Below are 25,233 nucleotides of genomic sequence, written 5' to 3' on the forward strand. Positions count from 1 at the left end.
ATCAATTTATGTCTTTAAAAAGGCACAATAGGATGCCGATAATTCCGCAGACGCACCGAAAAACACCTCAATTCCCTCACGTTTCCTCTCATTTTCCTGAAAAATACCCTATACATGGTATGTTTTCCTATCATTTTATTCCTTTTCTTGCGTAAAGCCTTTTAGTTATTGAAATCGAAGATCCCGAGATGCGAAGCGATTCGGGAACGATCAACCTACTTCTTATCCTTAATCTCCATCTGGAGCAGAGCCGATCGCCTTCTCCTAACGGAGAAGGAAGGGATGAGGTAGAACAGCCAACTTTTATAGCACCCATCCGCGCTTAAATCCGGAACCCATCAAACACCTATTGACTCTGGTATCTTGGATGATAATTTTAAACAATCGCCTTCTCCTAAAGGAGAAGGATGGGGTGAGATAGAACAGCCAATTACAAATTGGTAAGGATATTAGGGTAGGACAGGGCTCATGAAATCTTCCTGTTGAAGATTTTGGCCTTTAGCTGGGAAGCAGAGAAGGTAAATTCCACTGGTTACATCATTGCGATAGTTTAATAGTTACTAATTTTAATTCAAACTTTTGTTTATCACAATTTACATTCATGTTTATAAATAGCATACATATCGAGGGGTTTCGCAATTTTAAGGATAGTCAAATCGACTTTAATGAGGGAGTTAACGTCATTATTGGTCACAACAATGCAGGCAAAACCAACCTGCTTAGAGCGCTCTCGCTTGTACTAGATAATAAAACACCTCGAAAACTTGAGATTGATGATTTTTACAAAAATATTCCCTTGGCCGATCTTCTTGCTCAACCCCCAAAAGTCACAGTCTCCCTTTCGATCACTGAAAGTAAGAACGAAGACTTAATGGGTGATGATTTGGTAACAGTATCCCCATGGCTAACCAAATTAGAATCACCCTATGAAGCACAATTAACTTATGTATTCTTCCTGCCAGAATCAGAACATAAGGCGTACACAGATGCTTTGGCTGGTGAAACAGAACAAAAAAAAGCATGGCTTAAAATCAAACATGATTTTCTAAGAAAATACGTTCATAAAATTTATGGGGGAAACCCTGTCCTTCAGAGCCAAGCTGATTCAGAGAATCTACACAAATTCGACTACCAGTTTTTACATGCGATTCGTGATGTAGAACGGGATATGTTGACTGGTCGGACTTCTTTACTGCGAGAGGTTATAGACTTCTTTATGGACTTTCAAATTAAAAGTGATACCACCAAAGACAAGGCGGCTAAAAATACTGAAATTTCTACGCACAAACAGACATTCTCGACTGATGCCCTTGCGCTTATTTCGCAATTGCAAACAAGGATGAAAGAGGGTCGCGACCATATCATGAAATATGCCGACGAAACAGGGGCAGCGTTCGACGGAGCAAAGCCAGGGTTCGACGGCCAGATATCAGAAATTGAATTGTATTCAGCCTTAAAGCTAATTATCACTCATACAACTGGGATAGAAATTCCAGCTACACATAACGGACTCGGTTACAATAACTTAATTTATATGTCTTTATTACTTGCCAAAATGCAAGTTGATACTGATGGAGAATACCTCGGAAGTAATGCTAAAGTATTTCCAGTTTTGGTTATTGAAGAACCTGAAGCTCATCTGCACCCTTCATTACAATACAAACTTTTAAAATTCCTGCATTCGAAGGACACACAAAATGCACGACAAATTTTCATTACAAGCCATTCAACTAATATTACGGCGGCTGTATCGCTCGACCAGATTATTTGCTTGAGCGGTGATAATAGTGGGAAAGTAAACATCGGATATCCAGGAAAAGTGTTCTCCGATGACGTAGCTGGCCGCAAATCCAAAGCTTATGTTCAAAGGTTTCTAGATGCTACGCGCTCCGATATGCTTTTTGCGAGAAACATCATTTTGGTAGAAGGCATTTCAGAACAAATCCTCGTTCCAACCCTCGGCCGCTACACGGGAAAGAATATAGAAGATACCCATACCGTAGTTGTAAATGTCGGTGGCCGATATTTTGACCATTTTCTAAAACTGTTTGATTCCAACAATCCTCATACAATTCACAAAAAGGTTGCGTGTATAACGGATCGTGACCCGTCAAGAAAAAAAACCGGAACTGGTAATAAGCACAAAAAATGTTACCCGTTTGAATTGCACCAAGACGCTACGTATGAGTTTAATATTTCTGGTAGTTCCAATATTGCACAATACTTGAGACATCCGAATATTCGGTTTTTCTCTCAAGACCCCGCCTTTGGTAAGACTTTAGAGTATGAGTTAATGCTAAATAATCCGTTTTGCGATTTGTTAATCACGGATAGTGTTTCCAATCAGGCAGAGTTGGCCACATTGACAACGCACCTAATCAAAGGTGAAACAGTTTCAGACGTAGTCGCAGCCGAAACAATGCATGACAGTGATGAAAATGACCGCATTCAAAACTCGCTCACCAATTGTATAGGCACAGGATGGGATGATCATACGAAAATGACAGCCTTAGTCGCTTCGAGGTATTTAAATAGTCTTTCAAAAGGCGGAAATGCGTTGGAAATCGCAGCTAATCTAGAAGCAAATCTTCAAAAGCCGATTTGTGAACATTTTTCCGTACCGTCGTATTTGAGCGACGCAATTACCTTTGCATGCCAATAATTATAGATTCCGACCATATTCTGCCCAATATTGAACAACACTTTAAAGTGCTTGCTGGGCCAGGTGCGGGAAAGACGCGCTTCCTTGTGAATCATATTAAAAACATTCTATACAACAGTCAAAGACTAAAGATCTTGGGTAAGATAGCCTGTATCACCTACACGAATGTTGCTACTGAAACAATCCTAAAACGGGTTGGAGACCATGGCGGTAGATTAGAGATAAGCACTATTCATAGTTTCCTATATGCGCATATAGTCAAACCATATGTCCATATGATCGCCAAAGATTATGAACTAGATGCGACTAATTTAAGCGGGCATGATGATATTATTTTAAGTGGTTATCAAACTATTCAGGATTGGAAAGTTAAAACCGGCCAACATCGATTAAGAGATGATGCAAAAATTGTTGAAACTTGGCAAAGCTTGAAATGGAAATTTGATTCATCCAATCCAGAGCAACTCTTCATCCGTCCGCCCTATCCAGTTCAATATTTTAGTAATGACGGTTATGTTGAGTATAAAAAGATGCTTTGGGCGAAAGGTCTACTGCATCATGACGATGTTTTGTTTTTTAGTTACGAATTAGCAAGAAAGAAACCATTCGTTCTTACTGTATTAAGAGCGAAGTTTCCTTATTTCCTCGTGGATGAATTTCAGGATACAAGCCCAATTCAAATCGCTTTACTAAAACTAATTGGAGCGAAAGAAACAGTAGTAGGTGTAGTTGGTGATGAAATTCAGTCGATATATTCATTTCTTGGTGCGATTCCAGGTCAGTTGAACAGTTTTTCGCTGCAGAATATAGCAGACTATGAGATTCAAGGAAATTGGCGCAGCACTAACGAAATTGTGGATTTACTAAACCGCCTAAGGCCTGGCCTTACTCAAACGCCGCGACGAAAGGTATCTGGCACAAGACCTACCATTATTATTGGAGAAAAACTTGCAGCTATTTCGTGGGTTAAAACTCAACATATAGGCAAGGAAATATTTTCATTGTGTCGGGAAAATTCGACTGCTAACGCCCTTCAGAAAGGACTTGGGATAAATATTCATAAAGACCTTCTGCAAACCCTTAAGGAGACAGATAAAAATAGCGATAGGCGGCGGGCGGTTTCCGATTCAATTAAGTCTGTTGAATACGCGAGGTTAGGATATTTTAAGGATGCGTTAAAGACCTTGGGCAAACTTTTCAACCGTAATAAAACTATAGGCGATCAAAAAGAAACTTTAGCAAAATTAAGAAAGCTTCTCGATAATTACGATGTCTTTACGACTGGCAACCTTATTGATCTCGTAAATTTTATACGAACGAATATCAAACCAGTTCCTGCGTTACGAGGTGGTGCAGCAAACACATTTTACACATCTACACCCTACAGTCATATATCAACATCTGTAAAAAATCTTTATGAGACTGGGAGTTGTAGAACCATACACAAGTCAAAAGGAGATGAGTTCGAATGCGTACTAGTTGTTTTAGAATCTAGACGTGGAAATGCATTCAATGAAAATACTGGCCTTTCTTTCCTTCTGGCTCCAAACTTAAAGGCAAATGAGGAACATCGGGTTAATTATGTCGCGTTAAGTAGAGCACAGGACCATTTATATATTTCCACTCCCTCTCTATCATTATCAAATGAAGTAAAAATCAAGAGTATGGGTATTCAAGTAAAACGTTTACCAACCCATTCTTGAAATGTGGGGATAACCTAGGTTATAAAACCGATTGAAATTGGCAAGGATATTTGGCTGCAATTTCAAATCTGAGCCAGTCTAAACGACAGTTTGACTACTCCCAGAGGGGGAGCGTTAGTCTGAATTCTAAACAACCACATCATGAAACATCGGAAAATAATTCAAGCATTGCAAAATGCAGATTTAAAAAATACTCCAATTGAAGAAATTCGAGCTCAATTAAAGTTATTGGAAAGGTTTGGGGTAATGGTTACTACATTACATCCTGGAAAAAGAATTGTGAGAGCTAGATTATCAGAAAAAAAATCTTTTGAAAATGTATCTCAACTATCATATAAACCACAAGAATTTAATTCAACTTTTCAAAGAGCAAGTACACCTCACAAAACAATGTTCTACGGTTCAATTGTTCCTGAAGTACAAGGAACAAGCGAGCCTTCAACAGCTAGAATAACTGTTTTATTTGAAATTGCAAATTTTTTGAAAGATCCTAATTCAATTGGTGAATTGGACGTAACCTTCAGTGCGTGGGATGTAATTGAAGATATTGATTTAATTTCTATTGTTCATCATAAAGATTTTCAAAGACCAACTCAATTATCAAGCTATTTACAGGGACAATTTCAAAATCTCGTTAAAGGAAATCCTGATTTAGAAACTCAGTCTCTCGAGATTAGTGAATTTCTTGGGAATGAATTTGCAAAATCTCCTATATCACATCATACCGACTATACTATTTCTGCAATTTATTCCGAAATAATATCTGACTCATATGATGGAATACTTTATCCAAGCGTAAGATTAGCTGGAGAAGGAATTAATATTGCTCTCACACCAGAAACTGTTAATCAGAAACTTAGATTTGTTGCTGCCTCTGAATGCCGAGTTTACAAGAATAAATTAGAAACTTTTGTTGACAATTTAACTAAAACTAAAACTACAGATGGAGTTTCTTTAAAATTTACACCTTTGGAAGCTCCATATTTTTTTGGTAAAGAAAATTCTAGAAAAAAAGTAGGCCTAAGTTAAGAACTACCTATAAATCAGCTAAGCCACAGGCGGGGATAAAGAAATTTTATGTTAGAAAGAAATAAATACTAAATTATGCGAAAAGAGTTTCTACAAATTGTGGAAGAAATCACGACAAATGATAAAGAGATTTTACTAACTCCTAGGAAATTATTGGGTTATTTTCATCTTGAAAAGAGAACTAAAGGAAATATTTCTAGAGTCTCTAAATTCTTGAATGATAAACGGTTAGAAACAATTCCTGATTTTACTTCTGTCTGGATTGATTCACAAATTACGTTGAAACATAAAAAGAAAGCAAAAAGCAGCAAGAATGTTGATCCAATACAGAGAATTAAGCTTTTAGACGCTTCGAATAAAGCATTGATTACAGTTAATAGGGATTCCAAATTAAAAGAGGCAATTACATTGATGATGCTTCACAATTACTCGCAATTGCCGGTAATGAATGGTCCTAAATCAGTAGTGGGTTATATTTCTTGGGAAACCATTGGATATGGCTTGTCAAATGGATGCAAATCAGAAGATGTCAGAGATTTCATGCTCACCGATTTTGTCATCTTAGATTACGAAACCCCTCTGTTAGAAGCTATATCTATTATCATTAAGAAAGAGTTCATTATTGTTCAAAAGCAGGATAGATCAGTTTGTGGAATAATTACTATAGCAGACATTAGTGCTCAGTTCTTAACCGTGAGTGAACCATTCATATTGTTAGAACAAATTGAAAATCATTTACGACAAATCTTAGATGGAAAATTTTTGATTCAAGAGCTGAAAGATTTTTGTAGGGTACTTGAAATTGACCGCGAAATAGAAAATATTGATAACCTTAACTTTGGTGATTACATTAGGATTTTGGAGAAACCTGATCACTGGGAAAGATTTAAACTAACGATTGACCGGGTTCATTTTATTAAACAATTAGATAAGGTCCGTGAAATTCGAAATGATATTATGCATTTTGATCCAGAGGGAATCACAGACGTACAAAGAGATGACCTCTATAAAATGGCAAAATTTTTAAAAGAAATTCGAAAATTTTCTTAGGTAATATATATGTAGAAGACGGTATTATTTTTTGCAGATGGAAAGTTAGCTGAACAGTGGTTATTCCGGAGCATATTGACCCCCTAATTTTGGAGGGTTTTCAGTTTCAAAAAGTGCCTTCAGGCGCTTAAATCGACTGACATTCCGGCTGATGTTGCCCCCCACACAAGCGGGATTTTCTTCTGGATTCAGTAGCATGTTACCCCCCCCCCCTTGGGTTCTAATTCCAGTGCATATTGCCCCACTTTTTTATGGTTTTGTTTTCTTAATCGCTCACCAAGCACTAAGCGGAATACGATGGCCGGATCACCAAAAGTCCTGATTCATGTCAAACAACATCTCATTTTAATTATCATTCATCTTTGGCCCTCAATTTTTTGTAGTGATCAAGAGCCTCATTAGCTGAAATATTATCAAACTCCTCTGCAAAATTTGGGAAAGTCATATCTAATGCTATCAAACACTTTAAAATTGTCGACAGTTTTGCTGATGTTTTGCATTGAATGATATCGGAAATAGTTGCCCTTCTGACCTCTGAGTTGTAAGCTAGTTCCTTGTATTCAAAATTTAATCCTGCTGGTATATCTTTTCCTTCTTTTATTATTCGCTTTTTGGTTTCATTATCAGCTTCAATTTTTCCGGTCAGGAAAAGGGAGATTTTACCCTTAGTTATTCTATCGTCATATTTTTCCATGACTTGAAGGAAGAAAAATCAACTTTTTTACAGTTACGGATTAGCGTAACTGTAATAATTTATCTATATTTCAATTGTGTTAGAGCTTGATAAGGAGTTCTGTAGAATAAATTATCCCTAACATTCTATTATAGCGTTTCACGAGCCTCGTAACAAAATCTGACAATTTTCTGAGCGAGGGGTAAGTGAGACGAGCCTCAGCCTTATATTTGTACATAGGGTGGGCTCTCTCCTTATTTCTATTGTTCAGGCCTTTGCGGAAGCAAGGGTGGCTTTGTCAGAGCCTTGTTACATTAGAATTTGGAGTTTTGCTCACCCTTACTTTTAGTAAGTGTTGCTCTCCTTTTCTATAAGACTCGTTTTACCTTTTTTCATTATTAATGAAAACGAGCATGTGTAATTTACTTCCTTTTCTGTTGCAGACAGTAGCCTGTAGGATCCACAGGCTGGAAGGGTATGCTCTGTTGGTAAGCGGGTCAGTTATCTCTATTCCGATAACTATCGGAACCTATTGTATCCTTCCAGAGGTTCATGGCATCGCCGCGGTAGATCGCCTGTATCCCCTGAAGCCCAAGAATCCGATTTAAGGAACTAGGCACTTTTTCTCTCTGATTGCTTTTGATGGGCTTTGTTTGTTCGTCGAGACTATCCTCACAGGTCAGGGAGTGACGTTATACGATGATGGAGATCATCTGCTGCAGCAGGTCAACAGCTCCATTACTTCAATTATTTCTTCTTCATTATTGCTGGTTCTGCATGCTCACTACAAGTGGGTTGAAAGACTGGGGTGGGAGAGGTATGTCTTTATTTGAGCACAAAGTATCAAATAGTTATACATATGTATCAAGAGGTTAGCACTTCCTAGATCGAGATTGCCGCAACTCGTACCTCGCCTCCCAATGACGGACTACATACCGGTCATCGGACACCCGTCATCCAGCAACAAACAAAAACAAGGCATGAAAAAACAAATACTTACATGCTTCCTGGGACTGCTATGTCTTGTTGGAAGTACACTCACAGCACAAGTTGCTGATTCACCTCCGGGAGTTGATTTGGTTGATAAACCCGGTTTCTATGGACAGGAGGGCCCTCGCTCTCCTGCTCCTTTGGAGGAAAGTGTTGCGCTGATTTATGGTGAACTGATTAATCCGGATTCTCTAAGTCCGCTTTTAGTTGAGGTTAGGCCTTATTATCTGGACGCAAAATCGGATTTTATGGTACAGGTTATGGAGCCGGGTTTTGGAGTGGGGGAGACTTTTGACGGAGTGATGAATCCGCTGGTCAGGAAGTTTTCTTCCAGTCTTAGTTTGGGAGATCGTCCGGGCTACTTTTCCATTATTTTGGGAGGTAGGGCTTTGTTGGAGGATTTTATTGTTTTTCCCGGGGATAGCCTTAAAGTGGAACTGGATCTTCGGCAAATGGATGTCCTCTTTGCTGGGGAGGATGCGGCTTTTTATGAAGCACAGTATGCGATAGGTCGAGAGGCGAGACGTCTGGCTTTTGAAGCACCCCGCCAGTTGATCGCCAAAGCGGACAGCAGGATATTGAGTACTCCGGGAAATCTGGAGAAACTGGAGCATTTTCAGGGGCAGTTTGGAAGTCGGTTGATTGTGATGAGCCCAGGTAAAGAAAGCCTCGATCACCTTCTTTTGGGCTTGCGAGAGGATAATCCTCAGGTGATCGCCCAGATGGATGTGCTGGAATCCTTTAGTGACAAACTCGATGTGCAGGAGTTCGAATTGCTGGAGGCTCAGATTCTGGGAGGTATTCACTATTCGGTACTGACCACCTTCCGCAAGTTTCATTACCCTGATTTTCTTGCCCGGTTTAGTGAATCGGAACAGGCTCATTACAAAAGCCTGATTTTGGATTCATTTCAGGATTTTCCTGAAGGGGATTTTGGGGAGGAAACACGTTTGGTCTCCAAGGATTACCTGAATTATGCCCTGGAAAAGAGCATGGTGACTGCCTTGTTTGAAGGGCTATCCCTATTGGGGGTGGTGGATTCCCTATATGCCGGTGAAATGGCAGAAAAGCTGAAAACTGCCTACCTGTCCAACTATCTGTCCCAGCTTCCAAAACAACCTTATGTATTGGAAAAGTATCTGGCTGAAGTTTCTTCTTCTCCATGGAAGGAGCGGTTGGAAAGCCTCAAACGCTCCCATGTGCCAGGTGGGGCAGTGGAACCTGTAGTGTTGGTGGATTTGAAGGGCAATGAGCTGACTGAAGAGGATCTGAAAGGTGCGCCGACCTTGCTGTATTTCTATTTTTCCTCCTGCTCGCACAGTGCCTCTTACTTTAATGAGTACCTGTATCCCCTCTATCAGGAGGTGAAGGATCTAGGAGTCCGTCTGATCTCAGTTTCGGTGGATGAGGATCCTGCATTCTGGAAAAGCAGAATCGCCAAGTATTCGGATCCATCCCTGTTGAATGTCAACCTACGGGGGCAGTCCAAGAAACGCTGGAAGGAAATCTATGAAATCCATGGCTATCCTAAAATCATGTTTCTCGACCGGGATGCCCATATTCTTTCTTTTGATATAAGAAATCTGGGTACCGATCAGGAAAGCCTGATCAGTGAGTTTATGACACTTTATAAATCCGAGTTGGAGTAATCCATTTCATTCAAAATACTTAATTATGAAAAATATCAAATCGTTTATACTGCTATTGATCTGCTTGGCCAGTACGCCACTGGTCATGGCACAGAATGCCACCAGAGTTCTGGAGGGAAGCGTGATGGACCAGATGGATTCCTCCCCACTGCCGGGTGTGAATATTTTGGTTAAGGGAACTGTTTTTGGAACCGTAACGGATGAATTCGGGAAGTTTTCCTTTCAGGTGCCTGAGGGGGAACTCAGTCTGGTGATCAGCTACATTGGGTACGGGTCTGTTTCACTTGAAGTAGGGGCAGAACAGAATCAGCTGAAATTATTTCTTACCGCTGAGGAGCTCAGCCTTCAGGAGGTTACGGTGGTTTCCACCGGGTTCAATGAATTGCCACTTTCCAGGACTACAGGTTCCTTTGTGGGAATTGACCAAGAGCTGGTGGAGCGAAGGGTTTCCACCAATTTGGTGGATAGACTGGAGGATGTGACACCTGGGTTGATATTTAACCGGGATCTTTCCGGAGTGGAACCTGGAGAAAGTATTTCTATTCGCGGGACGGCTACCCTGATCTCCAACAGCGAACCCTTGATTGTAGTGGATAATCTTGCCTATGACGGACCACTCTCGGGGATTAACCCGAATGATGTGGAAAGTATTACGGTATTGAAGGATGCAGCGGCAGCTTCCATCTGGGGAGCAAGAGCAGGAAACGGAGTGATTGTGATTACCACCAAGAGGGGTGGGTACGAACAGCCATTGCAGATCAGCCTGACAGGTAATCTTTCGGTTGTACCGACTCCTGATCCTCATTATTATCCCACCATGGGTATTTCCTCTTTGGTGGATAAACAGCTGGAATTGTATGATGATGGTTACTTCAACTCCCTGATTGGAAACAGGAGGAATCCGGTAGTGGCTCCCTTGGCAGAATTGCTTTACTCTTTTGATCAGGGAGATATCAGCCAGCAGGAGTTGGACGCGGGAATTAATCGCTACAGAAACGCTGACCTGAGAAGGGATACAGAGAAATACCTACAGCGAACTGCGGTCAATCAACAATATGCACTACAGGTTTCCGGGGGAGCAAAGAGAAATACCTATCAGCTCAGTCTGGGTTGGGATAAAAACCTGAATACCGGGGTGGCATCTGATCTATCCAGAATTACCTTTTCGGCCAATCAGGAGTGGAGTTTTTTAAAGAACAGACTTAAAGTCCAGACGGGAATTTATGGGATTAAGGCAGATTCCTACGATGGCACTCCGAATGTGGCCGGTCTTTATCCTTACGAAAGTTTGGCAGATGAGAACGGTAATCCCTTGGAGGTGTATAGGGATTTCAGTGTCAGATTCAAAAACAGCGTTTCTGATGTCGTGGCTTTGCCATGGAGTTATATTCCTTTAAATGAAATAGGATTGAGTAGTACCCAATCCAACCGAAATGAGTTGCGCCTGAATGCGGGATTGAATTTTAAAATTACCGAGGGGCTGGACTGGTCAGCCAATTATCAATACTGGAACTCCCAATCTGCAACACAGATATTGGATCCACTGGAATCATATAATGCACGGAATCTGATCAATTCCCTGACCCAGGTGGACGACTCTGGAGAAGTTAGTTTCCCTGTGCCTTTGAACGGTATTTTGGATCAAAGGAATTCCACTGCATACAGCCATAATTTCAGGACCAGATTGAATTATAGCAAAAGCTGGTCAGCACATCGTGTGGATGCTTTTGTGGGCGGGGAGCTAAAGGATTTCCAGCGTGAAAGCTTTGGGATCACTTCCTATGGATTTGACTCGGAAAATGGAACTTCACTCCCAGTGGATTACCTGACCCGCTTTGTCAATCTAGGCACCCAACGCCTTCAGAATATACCATTTACCGAAGAATATGGAGGAGGTACGAACCGCTTTGTTTCAGCTTTTGGAAACGTTGGGTATTCCTATAAAGATAAATATCTTTTTAACGGGAGCCTCCGACGGGATGCGTCCAATCTGTTTGGTGTTAATACCAACCAAAAGTCTGTACCACTTTGGTCGACGGGATTGGGATGGATAGTTTCAGAAGAGCAATTTTTGAAGGCTAAAGCGGTCAGTTTTTTAAAGCTACGCTGGAGTTATGGCTATAACGGAAATACCAATTCCAACGTCACAGCGGTGACAACAGCAACGAGTTACTCGGGAGCATTGAACCTATTGACCCAGTTGCCTTACCTGAGTCTAAGAACCCCACCCAATCCGGAATTGAAATGGGAGCGGATCAAGATTGTGAATACAGGGGTTGATTTTGAGTTTTGGGGCGGCAGACTGGGAGGATCAGTTGACTACTACCAGAAAAGAGGCTTGGATTTATTGGCTCCTATTCCGCTGTTTATTTCATCTGGCTTTTCAGATGCTACCTTGAATTATGCATCGACCCGAACCAAAGGCTGGGACTTGGTGATCAATTCCAGAAACCTGAAAGGGGAATTTCAATGGACCACCAACTTCTTTTTGAGTTTGCTCAATGAGGAGGTGACTGATGTTCAGAATAATCCTACTGCCACCCAACTTATTAATTATTCTCCAGCTCTTCCTACACCTGCCGTGGGAAAGCCACTTTTTTCTATTTATAGTTTTCCCTTTGCCGGAGTAGATCCTACTGATGGTGCTCCGTTGGGAATGGTGGACGGAGAGCCGAGTAGAGATTATGGGACAATTTATTCAGAAGCGACAGAGGAGACGATCCAATACCATGGAAGTGGAAGGCCAACGCGTTTTGGTGCTTTGAGAAATACCTTCAGCTACAAGGGCTGGAATCTTTCTGCCAATATTTCCTATAGGCTGGGCTATTACTTTAGAAGGCCATCGGTGAATTATGATGAGCTGAATCAAGGGAATATTATCCATGCGGATTATGAAAAAAGATGGAGAGAACCCGGAGATGAACTGACAACTACCGTTCCTTCCGATCCCGGTCGAGTGGATGCCTATCGTACCCAGTTTTATCTGAGTAGTGCTGCTACTGTTTCCAAAGGAGACCATGTGAGGCTTCAGGATGTGAGACTCTCCAAAACTTGGGATAAGGTGATTGGGAAGCAGAAGTCTTTCACCAATCTGGAAGCCTATGTTTACCTGAATAATCTGGGAATACTCTGGAAGGCCAGTAAAGAAGTAAAGGATCCTGATTATCCGGTTAATCCAAGTTTGTTTTCCTTTTCCATGGGATTCAGAGCCAATTTCTAATCCTAGGCCAGTTAAAGGGGAATTATCAGGTTTATCCCATCCAATTGGGTGGGCAGGATTTGATGCTTTCCTCTTGAATACATCAATAGTCAATAATTAAACATACCTGCTTTATGAAAATCAATAAGATAAATAAGCTTTTGTGGGTGGTAGTACTGATGCTTTGTCAGTCCTGTTCGGAATTTTTGGACAGCAAACCCAATAAAAATCTGGTGATTCTAAACTCACTGGATGATTTCCAACAACTCCTGGATGCTGAGGGCAGTGGGATGAACAACTACCTGAATCTGGGTTTAATCAGTTCGGATGATGTGTATTTCGGGGAAAGTCTGCTATCAAGGCTGAGTTTCAGCCAGCAGGCCTATTACTTGTGGGAGGAGGAAACGTATATGCCCGATGCTTGGGATGCGGGTTTTGCCGGAGCCTATGAAAAGGTGCTGTATGCCAACGTGGTACTGGATGGGTTGAGCGATTACAGCCCTGCCAATGATTTAGAAAGAGCCAGAATGTCGGAGTTGGAAGCTTCCGCTCGCTTTTATAGAGCCATGGGGCATTTTGAGGTACTCATGCATTTCAGTGAGCCTTTTGATCCAGATCAGGATGATCAATTAGGGGTTCCCATCCGTCTGACCTCAGACATCAATGTGAAAGTTGGAAGGTCTACGATGAAGGAATCCTTTTCCCAAATCATTACTGATCTGGAGTCCGGAGTGGAACAGTTACCTGCTAAAGCATCAATTCCCACTCGCCCTTCAAGATGGGCAGCTTTGGCAATGCTGGGAAGGGTTTATCTGACAATGCAAGATTACACCCAAGCTTATGATTATAGTAAGGAAGCCTTGGAAATGGGTGATGAATTGATGGATTTCAAGGGATTGAATTCGGATTTGCCTTATTCATTTGAGGTGTTTAATCCCGAAGTAATCTTTTACCAAAGACATTTAAGCAGCCGATTCACAACTAATGGAGAGAGTTTTGTGAATCCAGATCTGGTTGATTTATACGATAGTTCGGATTTAAGAAGGGAGTATTTTTTGCTTCCTTCCAGTTCGGAAGGTTTGTATAATTTCAAAGGCAATTATACAGGGGATTTTTATCACTTTGGTGGGATTGCTGTGGATGAGGTATTGCTGAACCTGGCTGAGTCTGCGGCAAGAACAGCTAAAGAATCAGAGGCCAATGCCGCTTTGCGGAACCTGTTGGAAAATCGGATGGATGAAAATTTCCAATTACCAGATGATTTGACTGGAGAGGTATTATTGAGTAAGATCCTGATGGAGAGAAGAAAAGAATTGTTGTTTCGCGGGATTCGCTGGATAGATTTAAAAAGATTGAATCAGGAGGCTGAATCTGCTGAGACCTTGGAAAGGAAGTATAATGAGCTTAATCCTATCCTTGCTCCGGAAGATACCAGATATACCTTCCTGATTCCACCTGCTGAGATTAACCTGAATCCTATGCCACAGAATAACCGCTGAAATAGGGGATAAGTGAAGGGTGGTGGGATTTGTTTCTAAAGAAACTGGGGCTCCTTGGATTGGAACCCCAGTTTAGATTTATCAAATTATGGCGTAGCCAAAGGCAGTGAGCCATTTTTGATGAATTCGCCTTCCTCCACTTCATTGCTCAAGAAGTTTGAGTCCATGTGGGAACAAGTTTCATCCACCTCTTCATCACACTGATAGGTACTCGGTCCCGGAGTGATATCCGTTAGATCGTACCAGACTTCGGTTCCTGGAGCTGGATCCTCAGCATAGCGCTCAGTTGGATTGTTTGCAAAGTTCATGGCCATGGCCAGTGTTGCTCCGAATACTAACCCTAGTGCTGGGAGCATTTTAGTTATTGATTTCATAGTTGTGTTGGTTGTGGGAGTTACCTCCCGGTTATAGGTATTGGTAAGTTTTCCCTCTTATCGGAAGTCCTTTCCAAGGACTTAATCCTAAGTTAGGAAGCCGTCCAAGGACTCTTGGATTGAGGGGGAACCGTCAGGTATTTCCTGTTTGGGAGCCGGTTCTTCTCCCTGCACCACCGAGTGTTGACTGGCATCTCTACTCCCAGTCCTTAGAGATGGATGGTGCATTACTTATGTTGATTTTTTTACAGGTATTCGGATTTGGTCTTTTTGTTATTTTTTGCAGCCTTACTTTAGAATTGTTGGCTGTGGGCGGCGGATCCACCTCCGTCGCCCTTTATTGTTGCACTTTAATATTGAAAACTTAGGATTATAGGTTATTTTTGGGGTATGGAAATGTATGTTTCTATGCAGTACTAATTAAAGCTTAACAACCTGTTGAAAGCCCGGGGCTCGCCTTGGGCTTTTTTGTACCTGTTTGATAAAGTCCAAACGTGCCTAAACCTATGAAGAGCAGGTTCACAAGGAAATGCTCTGCCCATCCCAGACTGTTAAGTATTCCGGCGCAATTGCAGGGTACTCTTGGGAAAGCTCCCACCCAGATGAGTCCCACGTAGGTAGTGAAGACGGTGAGTAGGAGTATACTTGAGAGATAGCCCCACCACCTGCTGACTGAAAAGAGCAGGAGCCCGGCAATCAGCAACTCTACCAAAGGCACTGCGTAAGCCAATACTTCCGCTAGTTCTGCTGGAAAGGTCTGGTTGTGGAAAGCGTTTCGGCTTTCTTCCCATCTGATCAGTTTGTCCAGTCCGGTGTAGATCCAGAGCAGGGTCAACAGGGCGGAGGATATTTTTGAAAGTTCGCTCATTCTTGTTGTTGCAATTCATAGTAGTTGCTATGGGTTCTCAGTACCTATTTACTTCTCTTATTGATTTGGGAACAAGTGGCACCTGAGAGTTTATTGAGGCAGTAGAAATTATTCTGCTGTGTTTGAATAAATGTCAGGAGAAATGGAATTCAAAAACAAGGAAAGGGTGAACACAACGGGATATTGGTGAAATCCGCAGTCAAATAGGTGATATGTGTTTGTTTTGATGCTGTTTAACTTGGTTTTTATAGGGTTATCCAACTCAATCAATTTTCTTTTGGGTTAGTTGGGTTTTTATAAGGCGTTGGGAGTATGCTGATTATATGAAATTGGGTTTAGTTGATCACCTTTTGCTAAATCAGTTTGAATGATTATCTTAGTTTATTCTAAAGTATCCGAACTTTTTTTGGACTGGTCATGAAATAGGATGGTGGAACTTCTATTTCGTGATCGGATGGTTCTGTAGGAGTGGTTGGCGTTGTCTGCTGGAATCAACTGTATAGGCAGATAAAAGCTAAAAATGAAAATCTTTGATAAAGTAATTTTTAGATTTTCCCATGAGGTTCATTAAAAGTGGGGTGATTTTAAGCCGAGACTTGAATGGTTTAAAATTCAGTAAAAAAAGAACCTGCTGTTTGCAGGTTCTTGGTAACCGGAAAATTAGTAGTGCTTAACAATTAACATATCCGGTACAGTTGCCAGACTTCAGCAGAAGTCTTACTAAAATCAGCTCAATTGGACCTTACCGATTAATTAAATACGTGTAATGGTAGTAAGGCACTCCCTGAAAAAGCTACCGGTAACCCGGCTTTCCTTGGTGTTGCTCTTTTCTTGATAACTGATTTTTTTGATGGATTGCAGTGCCCGTTGGCATTCCTCCAAAGCTTGCTTATTTATCATATTGTTTAAGTTTTTGTACCATGGAAACTAGTAATTCTGGGAAGGGGGTTGACCGTTTGGGTGAAAACCACATGGGTTCAGGTGTAATTCACCTACTTGTGAACCCTGCTGAAAAACCGCTTTTCCTTCTCTTTCTTATTTTTCTGTTGTATGCGTTGGTTGACTTGGTTTCGACCTTTATACTGTTCGGGGAAATTGACGGTTGGGAAATGGCACTTTTCCATTTTATAGCCGGATATCTGATGATTTCGCTCTATTTTACACTCGTTCTACCCGAATATTTCCTCTATAAAAGAAGGTTTCGTGCCGTTATTTATTTTCTGGTGTTACTTTCCGCATTAGTGCTTGTGAAGTTGCTGGTCTATAACCTGTTTGTGGGCGAACTCTCCCTTTCCAGAAATTTCCTTGTATATGAATTTAACAGGGTATTTCATTTTCTGATCATTACCTCTGTGGTATGGACCTTCTATAACAACCTTAAATTAGGTCAACGGAAGTATCAAGTAGAAATGGATCATGAGCAGCTGAAGGTGATGCACCGCTCCATGCAGCTCAGTTCCCATTTTGTATTGAATTCATTAAGTGTCTATTTGGCCAGGATCATCAAACTATCCCCTGATTTGGCAACAGAGTTCACTTACCTGACCTCCCTTCTCAGGTATAGTTTCAAGGAATTTGGGGAGCCTAATTTCCTGAAGGAGGAAGTAAAAGCGGTGGAAAATTACCTTCAAATTCAGGAAATGAGGTTTTCACGCCTTTCGGTAACACCAGAAATAGAAGTTCCTGCCATAGCTGAAAAACTACCAATGCCCAAATTATGCCTATTGACCTTAGTTGAAAATGTGTTTTTCCATGGAGCCTACACCGATGCAGACCATCCCTGTATGATTAAGTTCCTGCTTATTGAGGAAGAATCAACTGGTGATTGGGAATTTACGGTTAACATAGCCAATAAAATACAGGGGCTGGGTGTAAAGCCACGTTCAGGATTTGGTGCCTCTTCCGTTTTCCGTGTGCTCAGTAATGAATTCGGGGAGGGTTTTCAATATAAGGTTCAGTCAGATGAATCTTCATATTCTTTACAATTAATCATACATTATGGAAAAGCGGTACAAAATCGGCCTGATTGACGATGAGGAAAATACCCTGGAACTATTGGCTAGGGAAATTTCCATGCTCCCGGGGTTTGAGGTGGGATTTTCAACTGTCAATCCGGTCATGGGTTTGGAGTACGTTCGGAGCGGTAAGGTGGATATCCTGATTACAGATATTCTGATGCCTGAACTGGGTGGACTTGAATTATCCCGAAAACTGATAGATTCCGGTATTCCGGTGATAATCTGTTCGGGGCATTCCAAATATGCTGTGCAGGGATATAAGGTGGAGGCCGTTGGTTTTTTGCAAAAACCGGCTGATCCGATTGAACTGGCTGAGGTGTTGGAAAAGGCTAGAAAGAAAATGGATTCTCTATACTGGGTCAAAAAAGAGGTAGAGGAGGATTATGTGGTGGTGGGGGATAAGTTGGGACATGTGCATCAGGTAGTGAAGCCATCTGAAATCTTATATATGGAACAGCAAAACAAAAAATCCATAGTCAAAATTGAGGATGGGAGTGAATTTGTTCTGGTGTCCCCTTTTATGGAGAGTTTGAAGAAACTCAAGTCCAGGTATATGGTGAGAGTGCATCAGTCTTTTGCTGTTAACATTTTAAAGGTGAGAAAACTACATTCGGAGGAATGCGAGCTTGTATCCGGGGATAGGATATCCACGAGCAGAACCTATAGAGAAGAATTGAGACGGATTTTTGAAAATAAAAGGATCAATTGATTGACTTAAATTAATTGCTTGAAATGAATTCGGCTTTTGGCCGGGATGCTGTAGTTGCTCTGGGATTACTATAAATCTGTTTTCCCAGTTCCCTATAGAGCCTGTATCTGATCCTTCGCTCATGATGTTGGGTTTGTAAAGGAAAGAAGCGGTTGATCATCATGTGCAAATGGTTTAGTAGGAAAAGGATACCTGATTCTCCCTTGGTATTAAAATACTCATGGGAGTGGAATTTGTTGAGGTATAGGGTTTTTGGGAAGCATTCCTTTTCAACTTTTGATACATAGTTAAAAGCTGCTTTATAAATACAGACTTGGTTGGAGGGCATAGTTTTGACATCATTTTTGAGTTCCTCAAACAGTTGCATGTAGTTTGGAGACTGTGTAAATAGGCTTGTCCACATTCTGATAATGAGGCTTTCTTTTTCGCTTGAAGAACAATTCATGTGAAGATTACCACGGGTTTTTGATGCCAGGAATTTTGATTCCAGATGGAACAGCCGATGGGAAATTTTCAAGTCTTTAACTCCATATTTGGAGCTCTCAGGGAAATAGGAAACTGCTTTCCAATCCAATGCCTCTTGACAAAATAGATCAGAAAATGAGGCCAACAATACATTCTTATCCGCAGCTGCTATATCCAACAGTCGTAGACGGATTTCAGAAGCTCCATTTTTACTATAGTTGAGAAAAAACCAACAGGGAGCGAGTCTGCTAACTTCCGGTTTTTCAAGGTGGCTGAACAGACATTCCAAAACTTCCGGGAGGTCTGAATCGCACAACGTAAGGGTGAGGCAGAGGCAGTTCTCTTGGGCTTCAGCTATCGGGTTGAATTCTCCTGCTGATTTGGGTATCTGCTTGGACCTTGAATATTGGAAAACCAACTGGGGATAGGCTGCCGTACCATCCGCTGAGCGGAAAATACCGGAAGGATGCCAGGATGGATCACAGAGTGTAAGGGTTTGGGAGCGTTGAAGTTCCTGCCAGAGTATCTGCAGATCTTCCTTGTTAAACCGGTTAAGTAATAGCTCCCTGTCTGCATGTCCGACAAGAATGTGCTGGGGGATGTACATATCATCCAGTTTTTTTTGGAGCTCATGTATATCAGGAAAATTTTCCCTGGCCAATCTCCATCTTCGACTCTGAAGACAGATTTTTCCCCAGTTTAGTTGGGGACAGAAAGGAGCATTGGAGAGGGTTTCGCTTTGGTAGGGCATGAACCTAAACCTTTCCTGATGTGCAATTTCCCACAACAATCGCAGGATGGGATGGGTGATCTGTTCTCCGTTAAGAGGATGCATGACTACAGGTATCACCTTTTTTCTGCTTGCGGTATGGAAGAGCTGGATTTGGTTATTGCTGATTCCTATATAAAGTTCATCGAATCCAAGTTGGTTTTTTGCCTTTGGAACGAAGGGGGTTATTTCATATTCAAAGATGTTGCGGACATTGAAAATGTGCTGTTTGGAATCGGATTCCTTGAGCGCTAAATGTGCATAGATCACTTCCTTATCGATATAGATTTGGTTTTTGATGGTTTGGCTGTGGCCTTCTATTGCGGGGTCTCTGTTGAATCTTCCGGTATATACAAAAGGGCGGTTGCACACCATGTTTTCTAAGACCGGGTTTCCTAAAGAGTCAAGCCGAAAAAGAAGCTGGATATCGTGAATTTCTTTATTCAGTTCCTTTTTAGGGAAAAATTCCTGAAGGTCTAAAGAGTGTTGGGTTTGATTTCCCAGAAGTCTCGGAGCAATATCATTATTCTTGAAATTGTTAGGCTGAAGGAATTGTCCGGATAGAAAGTCACTCTGGGATAAGAGGGTCTGTAGCTTAAGGTAGCGGTCATCAAAATGGGTAGTAAACCAGTTTTTGAAGTCCCTAATGTAGGTGCTTTCTTCCTTGGTAAACAGCGCTCCTGCTGAATCTATAAACTGCTGCAGTTGCAGTCTTGTAGTTTCCGGGATTTCGAGGTGATTATTCACCACCATATCCTTACCTGAGTTTTGGGATTTAATACCATCATCAGGGGTCAGGAATCCTGTTTCCAGAATCTGTTGCCAAAGGATTATTGCATGCTCCGAATCACTTGTTGCTCCCTCTGGATTAAGCAGCTGTTGGAATGCATTGAAGTCAATTGGTTGCTTTGATGCATATTCGATCAGCGTTTCAAAGACGCTGTTTACAGGGAGTTTGCATCCTTTCCAGTGTTTGTTTTTAAAATCAAAGACCAACGCATGGTAATACCCTAGTTTTTTGTGGATTCCCGGGATCAGCCGGTACTTACTGTTCAACGGGGTTTTAACTGATTCAGTGAGTGTTGAAGAATTAATTCTACTAGTAGGGTCAATTTCTTCTGCCTGAAGTGGAAAGCTGAGATCCAATTCAGTTCCCCATTTTCCCAAGCCTACTCCGGCAAATTTTCCGAATGGGGTAGGACGGAAACGGCCGCGCAGCAGGTACTTCCTTAGCTTTATCCTGAGCTTGTTATCCAGGTTAGCAAAAGGTTTTTTTTCCAGTTCATTGTAGAAAGAGGCCGAAGATAGTTTTATAGCTTCCAAGATGACTTCCCTGTGTTGCTCTAACATTGCAGGGTCTTCATGGTCAAAATGGAATAGGGGAAGTCGGTATAGCAAAGACATAAGGATTGTTTTTTCTTCAATCCTAGGGGTATTTGTGATTGAGATGATGATTCGGGTGTACCTATGGGGATTCCGGTGAAATTGACACTGGAAATAGTATTTTGGTGGAATTTCAATACGTTAAAACTGGAATTACCTTATTTTCATTCGATTCCTGATTATTGTGCTGCTTTTTTTGACTTTCTGCAAGTGCGATATTATGGAAACCTTTTGTACTTCGTTGGGTAGCGGTGTTATATCTCTGTTTAAAGATCCAAAACGCAGGTTTATGGTAGGAATGGTGAAGTGTTTTGAACCATTCGTATTTTATTCAATAAGATGGAAGTGGAAATCTAGGTTTGCCATTCAACCTTTAACCGGCATACCCACCCATTCGCAAACCCAATTCTGTATAAATAATGAGTCAACAAACTGAAGGGTTAAATTAGCTTTCAACCCACTTTTTAAATTTTGATGACTTGAGTTGGCTTACGGTGACCTCTTCTGAAAAGGAGGGAGATAGGTTTAAAAGAAGCTTCCCGTGCCCGTTGGAGCGGAAATGTAGACAAGCCTGATGATGGATAATCATTTTTCTGTTAATCCTGAAAAAGTCTTTTGCAGGTAATGTTCGTTCCAGTTCATCCAGTGTTTCGGTAAGAAAGTAGCTGGTCTGGTTTGAAGTAACCAGGTAGTTTATTTTGTTCTGGTGATAGATGTAGCGGATATCCTGAAGGGGTTGGGGAATGGTTTTGGTGCCTTGCTGTATCAGCAGAATTTTCCGATTGTCCACTTTGCGGGTTTCGGATTCCTTATTTCTAAGAATATGGTAGTAGAATAGGTAATAGATATTGAATACGAATACGGGTAAGGCCATTAAGGGTAAGGAACTGTGGGCACTGGGGTTTGCTTGGGCTGTATTGATTCCAAAATACCATTGATAGACCGTAAGGAAAAACAAATCGATGATTCCCGGTAGTATTACTCCGAGAGCAAATTGTAAAAGAAGCCTAACCAAGGGCTTTTCTTTCCAATCGTAGGACTTGTCCAGGTGTACGGTGACCTGGTGTACAAACTCAATAAAGAAAGCGGAAATCAGAAAAGCTGCCAGGAGTTTGATGAAAAATGAGGAGCCGGAAAGAGAGTCCAGGTAACGGGCACTACTTCCGTACATAGACACTAGGAATGCGGCGATTACACAAAGTAGTATTCGCAGAAAATGGTCTTTGTATTGTACAGGTAGCTTCTTTTTTTCCAAAACTCAAGTTGTTGCTTTTAGCATTTAGCTGGCATTGGGGAATTTACTGTCTTTTTCGAAAACGGAAAATATAGGTATATAAGTTAAGAAACTCTTTAATAATTCAATGGTGCAGATGTTTATTGAGGTGAAAATCAAGTTTAATTAAGGAGCCTTTAGGTGGAATTTGAGGTTTTGTTGTTTTTATTGCCTGCATCGGCAGATCAATTCATTGGCTTGCCCTCTTCATTCATTCAATAATTCACCTGATTCGGAATTTACAGGTGCATGTTTTTGTGTTTTCTTTTTTGCGGGTGCTAAGTTTGAGCTGTTCCCTTATGGGGACTTAGTCCTATTATTCGGCCCGCGGGCAGTTTTAACCGGGGATCTCCCCATTTAAAATTGTCAGATCATGAATTACAATGAACAGTTTAAGGAGCTATTCCTTCAGATGAAAAGGGAGGTGGCGGCTATTGCGTCCGCTTCTTCCAACCGACTTGTTACAGTGCAGGAGTCTTATATACTGGTAAGTAGGTATTGTGAGCAGGTAGTTGCTGCTACCAAATTTGAATCAGCAGAGCAGGAGGTGGAATTCTTCAAGAAGATCAGACCGGGCTTTGAAGCCGAACTGATTTATTTTGAAGAGCTCTACTATATCCTTTCCAGCCTTCCTGAAAGAAGAAGAGCTGCCATCCGTTTTCTTTACAAACAGTATTTGCCGGTACGGATTTATTGCCGGCGGTATCAGTTGCTCTTTGAGTATTGGAGTCTGGGGCGCTCCGAGTTTGATTTGGATCTGTTTGTGCATTCCCAAAGCAATAAGATCTTATTGCTTACACGTCCCTTGCCTTCTGGAGATGTAAATGCTACTCCTGCAGGAAAGGCTTTTGCCCGATTTCGTGCCCATAATGAGCTGCATGGGTTTTTGGAAAAGGAGATTTCACGTCTTAAAAACAGAGAGGAAAAAGGGAGTTATTCCATCCAATGGACTGCTACCAAGGCGGCTTTGGTTGAACTGGCCTACGCCCTGAAAGCAACCGGAGCCATAAATAACGGCAATGCTTCCATCCGGGATATCGCCACACACCTGGAAAGAATGTTCAATCAGGATCTTACCCAGTTCTACCGTACGTTTCAGGAAATCCGAATCCGAAAAAACAGCCGGACTACTTTTTTGGACCGCATGAAAGTGAAACTGGAGCGTTGGATGGATAATACCGATCTGAACAGCAGGGGGGAAGACTGATTTTTTTTCTTTTTTTTCTCCCCCCTTCGGGATTCGGTGTGAATATTTTTTCTGATTCTGACGCAGGTTTGTAGCAACAAAATCAAACGCTTATGCTGGAAAATGTTTCATGGGGAGTCTTTCTGAAGCTGCTTGGAATTCTGCTGACCTGCTACTATGGGGTGGTGGTGATCCGCTACTTCCGGGCTGATGTTTTCGCTTTCCTGCTAAAGGGGAAAAGAACAGGTCTGCAGGGTTATTATGATAAGAACAGGGAGGAACCTAAGCGCTCTTCCATGGATAGTTTCTATGCCTTGCTGGAAGAACTGGACGCTGAACTCATGGGCAGTGCCGGAACAAAAGCGGAGTTGATCCAACTCCTTCGCCAGAAAGTAGGGCAGTATGGATTACCTGAGTCCAATGGGGCACGCAAAATCCTGGTGAACCACCTGCTGCTTGCGGCTAAGGCCGGACAGGTGGATCTTGAAGAAGGGGATCTCCTGGGCCTGTTTAATGCCTTGCCAAACTGATCATTCAAACCAACTAAACTCACATGCTATGAAAAAGACTAGGAAATGGATTAGTGCAATGCACTTCTTGCTACTCGCAGGAGTGGTGGATGCCCAGGATGGAAATGCGGGCATCAATGAGGCTACCCAGCAGGTACGGGGATACTTCCAGTCGGGTACTGGGTTGATGTATGCCATAGGTGCCATTGTTGGATTGATTGGCGCAGTCAAGGTTTTCAACAAATGGAATAACGGGGAACCGGATACCGGAAAAGTCGCTGCCGCATGGTTTGGTTCATGTGTGTTCCTGGTCGTGGTGGCCACGGTTCTTCAGAGTTTCTTTGGTGTCTGATCCTATGCTGGATACAGATCTGCTCAGGCAGCGAAAAATAGGGGTGCTTCCGGAAATTGACATTGCAGGACAAGTATTTACAATTGATCTGCGACTCAATGAGCTGAGAAATACTCAATCCCCAGATAAAAGGCTGGGTCTGGATGAGATGGTGACTGCAAAGGACGGGCAGCATTACCTTTTTTTCTTTGACCGTGAAAACCAATCCATTCTACATGCTTCTCCTGATCTGCTCAAGATTCCTGAAAATACGGTCTTGATGAAGATTCCTGATGAACTGGGATTGGATCCGGTAGGGATGGCCAGAAGGTACGGACTGGGGGACGAGTATTTTCTCAAGATGCATCCTTATGATGGAACGCTGAAGGGAAAGGTTGTCCCTCTTGACAAATCAGGATTGCCGGAGTATGTGGCACGAAATCAACAAGAACAACAAGGACTGCAGAAAAAACAGCTGCGGAAATTAGGTTAGCTGCCTGGAGAGCGCTGGTGTATGGCATGGAGCCTTAGGTATTACCAATTCAATATTATTCTGAATCGTAATTAAGCTTTTAAATGATCAAGTATAGTGTAAATAAAGGGATCAACAAGCCCATGGAGTTTAAGGGGCTGAAAGCACAGTACATCGGATACCTGGCAGCAGGACTGGGACTTACACTGCTTGCTTTTGCACTCGGGTATGTAATGGGCTTGTCCATGTACCTGTGCCTTGGGCTGGCGGTGGTGTTGTGCAGCGCCGATTTATTGATCGTGTTTCATTTGAGTGCTACCTATGGGGAGCATGGGCTGATGAAGAAAATGGCCCAGACTCAGGTGCCTGCCAGTGTGGTCATCAGAAGCAGAAAAATCTTTTATAACCTGATCAAGCGCTAA

The 25,233-nt window shown here is 41.9% G+C and carries 20 protein-coding genes; 15 read left to right on the top strand and 5 right to left on the bottom strand.

What is annotated here, in order from left to right:
* The first annotated feature begins 601 nt into the window (after positions 1 to 601).
* The 4 genes from AACZ87_RS18545 (at position 602) to AACZ87_RS18560 (ending at position 6,444) form a co-directional block, all read left to right on the top strand.
* Positions 602 to 2,662 (top strand): AAA family ATPase, encoded by a 2,061-nt coding sequence (locus AACZ87_RS18545; RefSeq protein ID WP_339869378.1) that lies wholly within the window; start codon positions 602 to 604, stop codon positions 2,660 to 2,662.
* Positions 2,653 to 4,365, top strand: coding sequence for an ATP-dependent helicase (locus tag AACZ87_RS18550; RefSeq protein WP_339869379.1), 1,713 nt, complete (start codon positions 2,653 to 2,655; stop codon positions 4,363 to 4,365). Before AACZ87_RS18545 ends, AACZ87_RS18550 begins: the two co-directional genes overlap by 10 nt.
* Before the next feature lie 141 nt (positions 4,366 to 4,506).
* Positions 4,507 to 5,394 (top strand): hypothetical protein, encoded by an 888-nt coding sequence (locus AACZ87_RS18555; protein ID WP_339869380.1) that lies wholly within the window; start codon positions 4,507 to 4,509, stop codon positions 5,392 to 5,394.
* A gap of 75 nt (positions 5,395 to 5,469) precedes the next feature.
* Complete coding sequence (locus AACZ87_RS18560) at positions 5,470 to 6,444, top strand: CBS domain-containing protein (protein WP_339869382.1); 975 nt, start codon at positions 5,470 to 5,472, stop codon at positions 6,442 to 6,444.
* 352 nt (positions 6,445 to 6,796) lie between these two features.
* Here AACZ87_RS18560 and AACZ87_RS18565 read toward each other — a convergent pair whose 3' ends face one another.
* Complete coding sequence (locus AACZ87_RS18565) at positions 6,797 to 7,138, bottom strand: hypothetical protein (RefSeq protein WP_339869383.1); 342 nt, start codon at positions 7,136 to 7,138, stop codon at positions 6,797 to 6,799.
* Positions 7,139 to 7,530: 392 nt separating this feature from the next.
* Here AACZ87_RS18565 and AACZ87_RS18570 point away from each other — a divergent pair, with 392 nt between their 5' ends.
* From AACZ87_RS18570 to AACZ87_RS18585, 4 genes are all read left to right on the top strand, one after another.
* A complete protein-coding gene (locus AACZ87_RS18570; RefSeq protein WP_339869385.1) occupies positions 7,531 to 7,725 on the top strand; it encodes a hypothetical protein in 195 nt (64 codons plus the stop codon).
* Positions 7,726 to 8,097: 372 nt separating this feature from the next.
* On the top strand, positions 8,098 to 9,756 hold the full coding sequence (locus tag AACZ87_RS18575; protein WP_339869387.1) for a thioredoxin-like domain-containing protein: 1,659 nt from the start codon (positions 8,098 to 8,100) through the stop codon (positions 9,754 to 9,756).
* A 25-nt stretch (positions 9,757 to 9,781) separates the two neighbouring features.
* Complete coding sequence (locus AACZ87_RS18580) at positions 9,782 to 12,976, top strand: SusC/RagA family TonB-linked outer membrane protein (protein ID WP_339869389.1); 3,195 nt, start codon at positions 9,782 to 9,784, stop codon at positions 12,974 to 12,976.
* Between the two features lie 113 nt (positions 12,977 to 13,089).
* Entirely contained in the window at positions 13,090 to 14,454 is a 1,365-nt protein-coding gene (locus tag AACZ87_RS18585) for a RagB/SusD family nutrient uptake outer membrane protein (RefSeq protein ID WP_339869391.1), read from the top strand.
* Between the two features lie 86 nt (positions 14,455 to 14,540).
* Here the strand turns inward: AACZ87_RS18585 and AACZ87_RS18590 are convergent, their stop codons facing one another.
* Complete coding sequence (locus tag AACZ87_RS18590) at positions 14,541 to 14,828, bottom strand: hypothetical protein (RefSeq protein WP_339869393.1); 288 nt, start codon at positions 14,826 to 14,828, stop codon at positions 14,541 to 14,543.
* Between the two features lie 427 nt (positions 14,829 to 15,255).
* A complete protein-coding gene (locus tag AACZ87_RS18595; protein ID WP_339869395.1) occupies positions 15,256 to 15,696 on the bottom strand; it encodes a MauE/DoxX family redox-associated membrane protein in 441 nt (146 codons plus the stop codon).
* Between the two features lie 920 nt (positions 15,697 to 16,616).
* Here AACZ87_RS18595 and AACZ87_RS18600 point away from each other — a divergent pair.
* Positions 16,617 to 17,726, top strand: a complete 1,110-nt coding sequence (locus AACZ87_RS18600; RefSeq protein WP_339869397.1) for a histidine kinase — start codon at positions 16,617 to 16,619, stop codon at positions 17,724 to 17,726.
* On the top strand, positions 17,695 to 18,423 hold the full coding sequence (locus AACZ87_RS18605; protein ID WP_339869399.1) for a LytTR family DNA-binding domain-containing protein: 729 nt from the start codon (positions 17,695 to 17,697) through the stop codon (positions 18,421 to 18,423). The genes AACZ87_RS18600 and AACZ87_RS18605 overlap by 32 nt, the downstream gene beginning before the upstream one ends.
* A 10-nt stretch (positions 18,424 to 18,433) precedes the next feature.
* On the opposite strand, the gene AACZ87_RS18610 is transcribed toward AACZ87_RS18605, so the two are convergent.
* Both AACZ87_RS18610 and AACZ87_RS18615 read right to left on the bottom strand, forming a co-directional pair.
* Positions 18,434 to 21,061: a lantibiotic dehydratase gene (locus AACZ87_RS18610; protein WP_339869400.1), complete on the bottom strand. Its 2,628-nt coding sequence runs from the start codon at positions 21,059 to 21,061 to the stop codon at positions 18,434 to 18,436.
* Between the two features lie 424 nt (positions 21,062 to 21,485).
* Positions 21,486 to 22,295 carry a LytTR family transcriptional regulator DNA-binding domain-containing protein gene (locus tag AACZ87_RS18615; protein WP_339869401.1) on the bottom strand — a complete coding sequence of 270 codons (810 nt, stop codon included), beginning with the start codon at positions 22,293 to 22,295 and terminating at the stop codon, positions 21,486 to 21,488.
* Between the two features lie 391 nt (positions 22,296 to 22,686).
* On the opposite strand from AACZ87_RS18615, the gene AACZ87_RS18620 reads away from it, so the two are divergent.
* The 5 genes from AACZ87_RS18620 (at position 22,687) to AACZ87_RS18640 (ending at position 25,233) form a co-directional block, all read left to right on the top strand.
* Complete coding sequence (locus tag AACZ87_RS18620; RefSeq protein ID WP_339869403.1) at positions 22,687 to 23,520, top strand: RteC domain-containing protein; 834 nt, start codon at positions 22,687 to 22,689, stop codon at positions 23,518 to 23,520.
* 92 nt (positions 23,521 to 23,612) lie between these two features.
* The gene (locus AACZ87_RS18625) at positions 23,613 to 24,029 is read left to right on the top strand and encodes a hypothetical protein (RefSeq protein ID WP_339869404.1); all 417 of its coding nucleotides are present in this window, start codon (positions 23,613 to 23,615) and stop codon (positions 24,027 to 24,029) included.
* A 58-nt stretch (positions 24,030 to 24,087) separates the two neighbouring features.
* Positions 24,088 to 24,360 carry a DUF4134 domain-containing protein gene (locus AACZ87_RS18630; protein ID WP_339869435.1) on the top strand — a complete coding sequence of 91 codons (273 nt, stop codon included), beginning with the start codon at positions 24,088 to 24,090 and terminating at the stop codon, positions 24,358 to 24,360.
* Between the two features lie 4 nt (positions 24,361 to 24,364).
* Positions 24,365 to 24,832: a hypothetical protein gene (locus tag AACZ87_RS18635; RefSeq protein WP_339869405.1), complete on the top strand. Its 468-nt coding sequence runs from the start codon at positions 24,365 to 24,367 to the stop codon at positions 24,830 to 24,832.
* A gap of 83 nt (positions 24,833 to 24,915) precedes the next feature.
* On the top strand, positions 24,916 to 25,233 hold the full coding sequence (locus AACZ87_RS18640) for a DUF4133 domain-containing protein (RefSeq protein ID WP_339869406.1): 318 nt from the start codon (positions 24,916 to 24,918) through the stop codon (positions 25,231 to 25,233).

The sequence above is a fragment of the uncultured Algoriphagus sp. genome (assembly GCF_963974365.1).
GTDB lineage: Bacteria > Bacteroidota > Bacteroidia > Cytophagales > Cyclobacteriaceae > Algoriphagus.

Coding starts and splice junctions, on each gene's coding strand:
- AACZ87_RS18565 (WP_339869383.1), bottom strand. CDS start 7,138: ATGGAAAAATATGACGATAGAATAACTAAGGGTAAAATCTCCCTTTTC.
- AACZ87_RS18610 (WP_339869400.1), bottom strand. CDS start 21,061: ATGTCTTTGCTATACCGACTTCCCCTATTCCATTTTGACCATGAAGAC.
- AACZ87_RS18575 (WP_339869387.1), top strand. CDS start 8,098: ATGAAAAAACAAATACTTACATGCTTCCTGGGACTGCTATGTCTTGTT.
- AACZ87_RS18570 (WP_339869385.1), top strand. CDS start 7,531: ATGTGTAATTTACTTCCTTTTCTGTTGCAGACAGTAGCCTGTAGGATC.
- AACZ87_RS18550 (WP_339869379.1), top strand. CDS start 2,653: ATGCCAATAATTATAGATTCCGACCATATTCTGCCCAATATTGAACAA.
- AACZ87_RS18545 (WP_339869378.1), top strand. CDS start 602: ATGTTTATAAATAGCATACATATCGAGGGGTTTCGCAATTTTAAGGAT.
- AACZ87_RS18640 (WP_339869406.1), top strand. CDS start 24,916: ATGATCAAGTATAGTGTAAATAAAGGGATCAACAAGCCCATGGAGTTT.
- AACZ87_RS18600 (WP_339869397.1), top strand. CDS start 16,617: ATGGAAACTAGTAATTCTGGGAAGGGGGTTGACCGTTTGGGTGAAAAC.
- AACZ87_RS18635 (WP_339869405.1), top strand. CDS start 24,365: ATGCTGGATACAGATCTGCTCAGGCAGCGAAAAATAGGGGTGCTTCCG.
- AACZ87_RS18630 (WP_339869435.1), top strand. CDS start 24,088: ATGCACTTCTTGCTACTCGCAGGAGTGGTGGATGCCCAGGATGGAAAT.
- AACZ87_RS18585 (WP_339869391.1), top strand. CDS start 13,090: ATGAAAATCAATAAGATAAATAAGCTTTTGTGGGTGGTAGTACTGATG.
- AACZ87_RS18625 (WP_339869404.1), top strand. CDS start 23,613: ATGCTGGAAAATGTTTCATGGGGAGTCTTTCTGAAGCTGCTTGGAATT.
- AACZ87_RS18580 (WP_339869389.1), top strand. CDS start 9,782: ATGAAAAATATCAAATCGTTTATACTGCTATTGATCTGCTTGGCCAGT.
- AACZ87_RS18560 (WP_339869382.1), top strand. CDS start 5,470: ATGCGAAAAGAGTTTCTACAAATTGTGGAAGAAATCACGACAAATGAT.
- AACZ87_RS18605 (WP_339869399.1), top strand. CDS start 17,695: ATGGAAAAGCGGTACAAAATCGGCCTGATTGACGATGAGGAAAATACC.
- AACZ87_RS18590 (WP_339869393.1), bottom strand. CDS start 14,828: ATGAAATCAATAACTAAAATGCTCCCAGCACTAGGGTTAGTATTCGGA.
- AACZ87_RS18620 (WP_339869403.1), top strand. CDS start 22,687: ATGAATTACAATGAACAGTTTAAGGAGCTATTCCTTCAGATGAAAAGG.
- AACZ87_RS18555 (WP_339869380.1), top strand. CDS start 4,507: ATGAAACATCGGAAAATAATTCAAGCATTGCAAAATGCAGATTTAAAA.
- AACZ87_RS18595 (WP_339869395.1), bottom strand. CDS start 15,696: ATGAGCGAACTTTCAAAAATATCCTCCGCCCTGTTGACCCTGCTCTGG.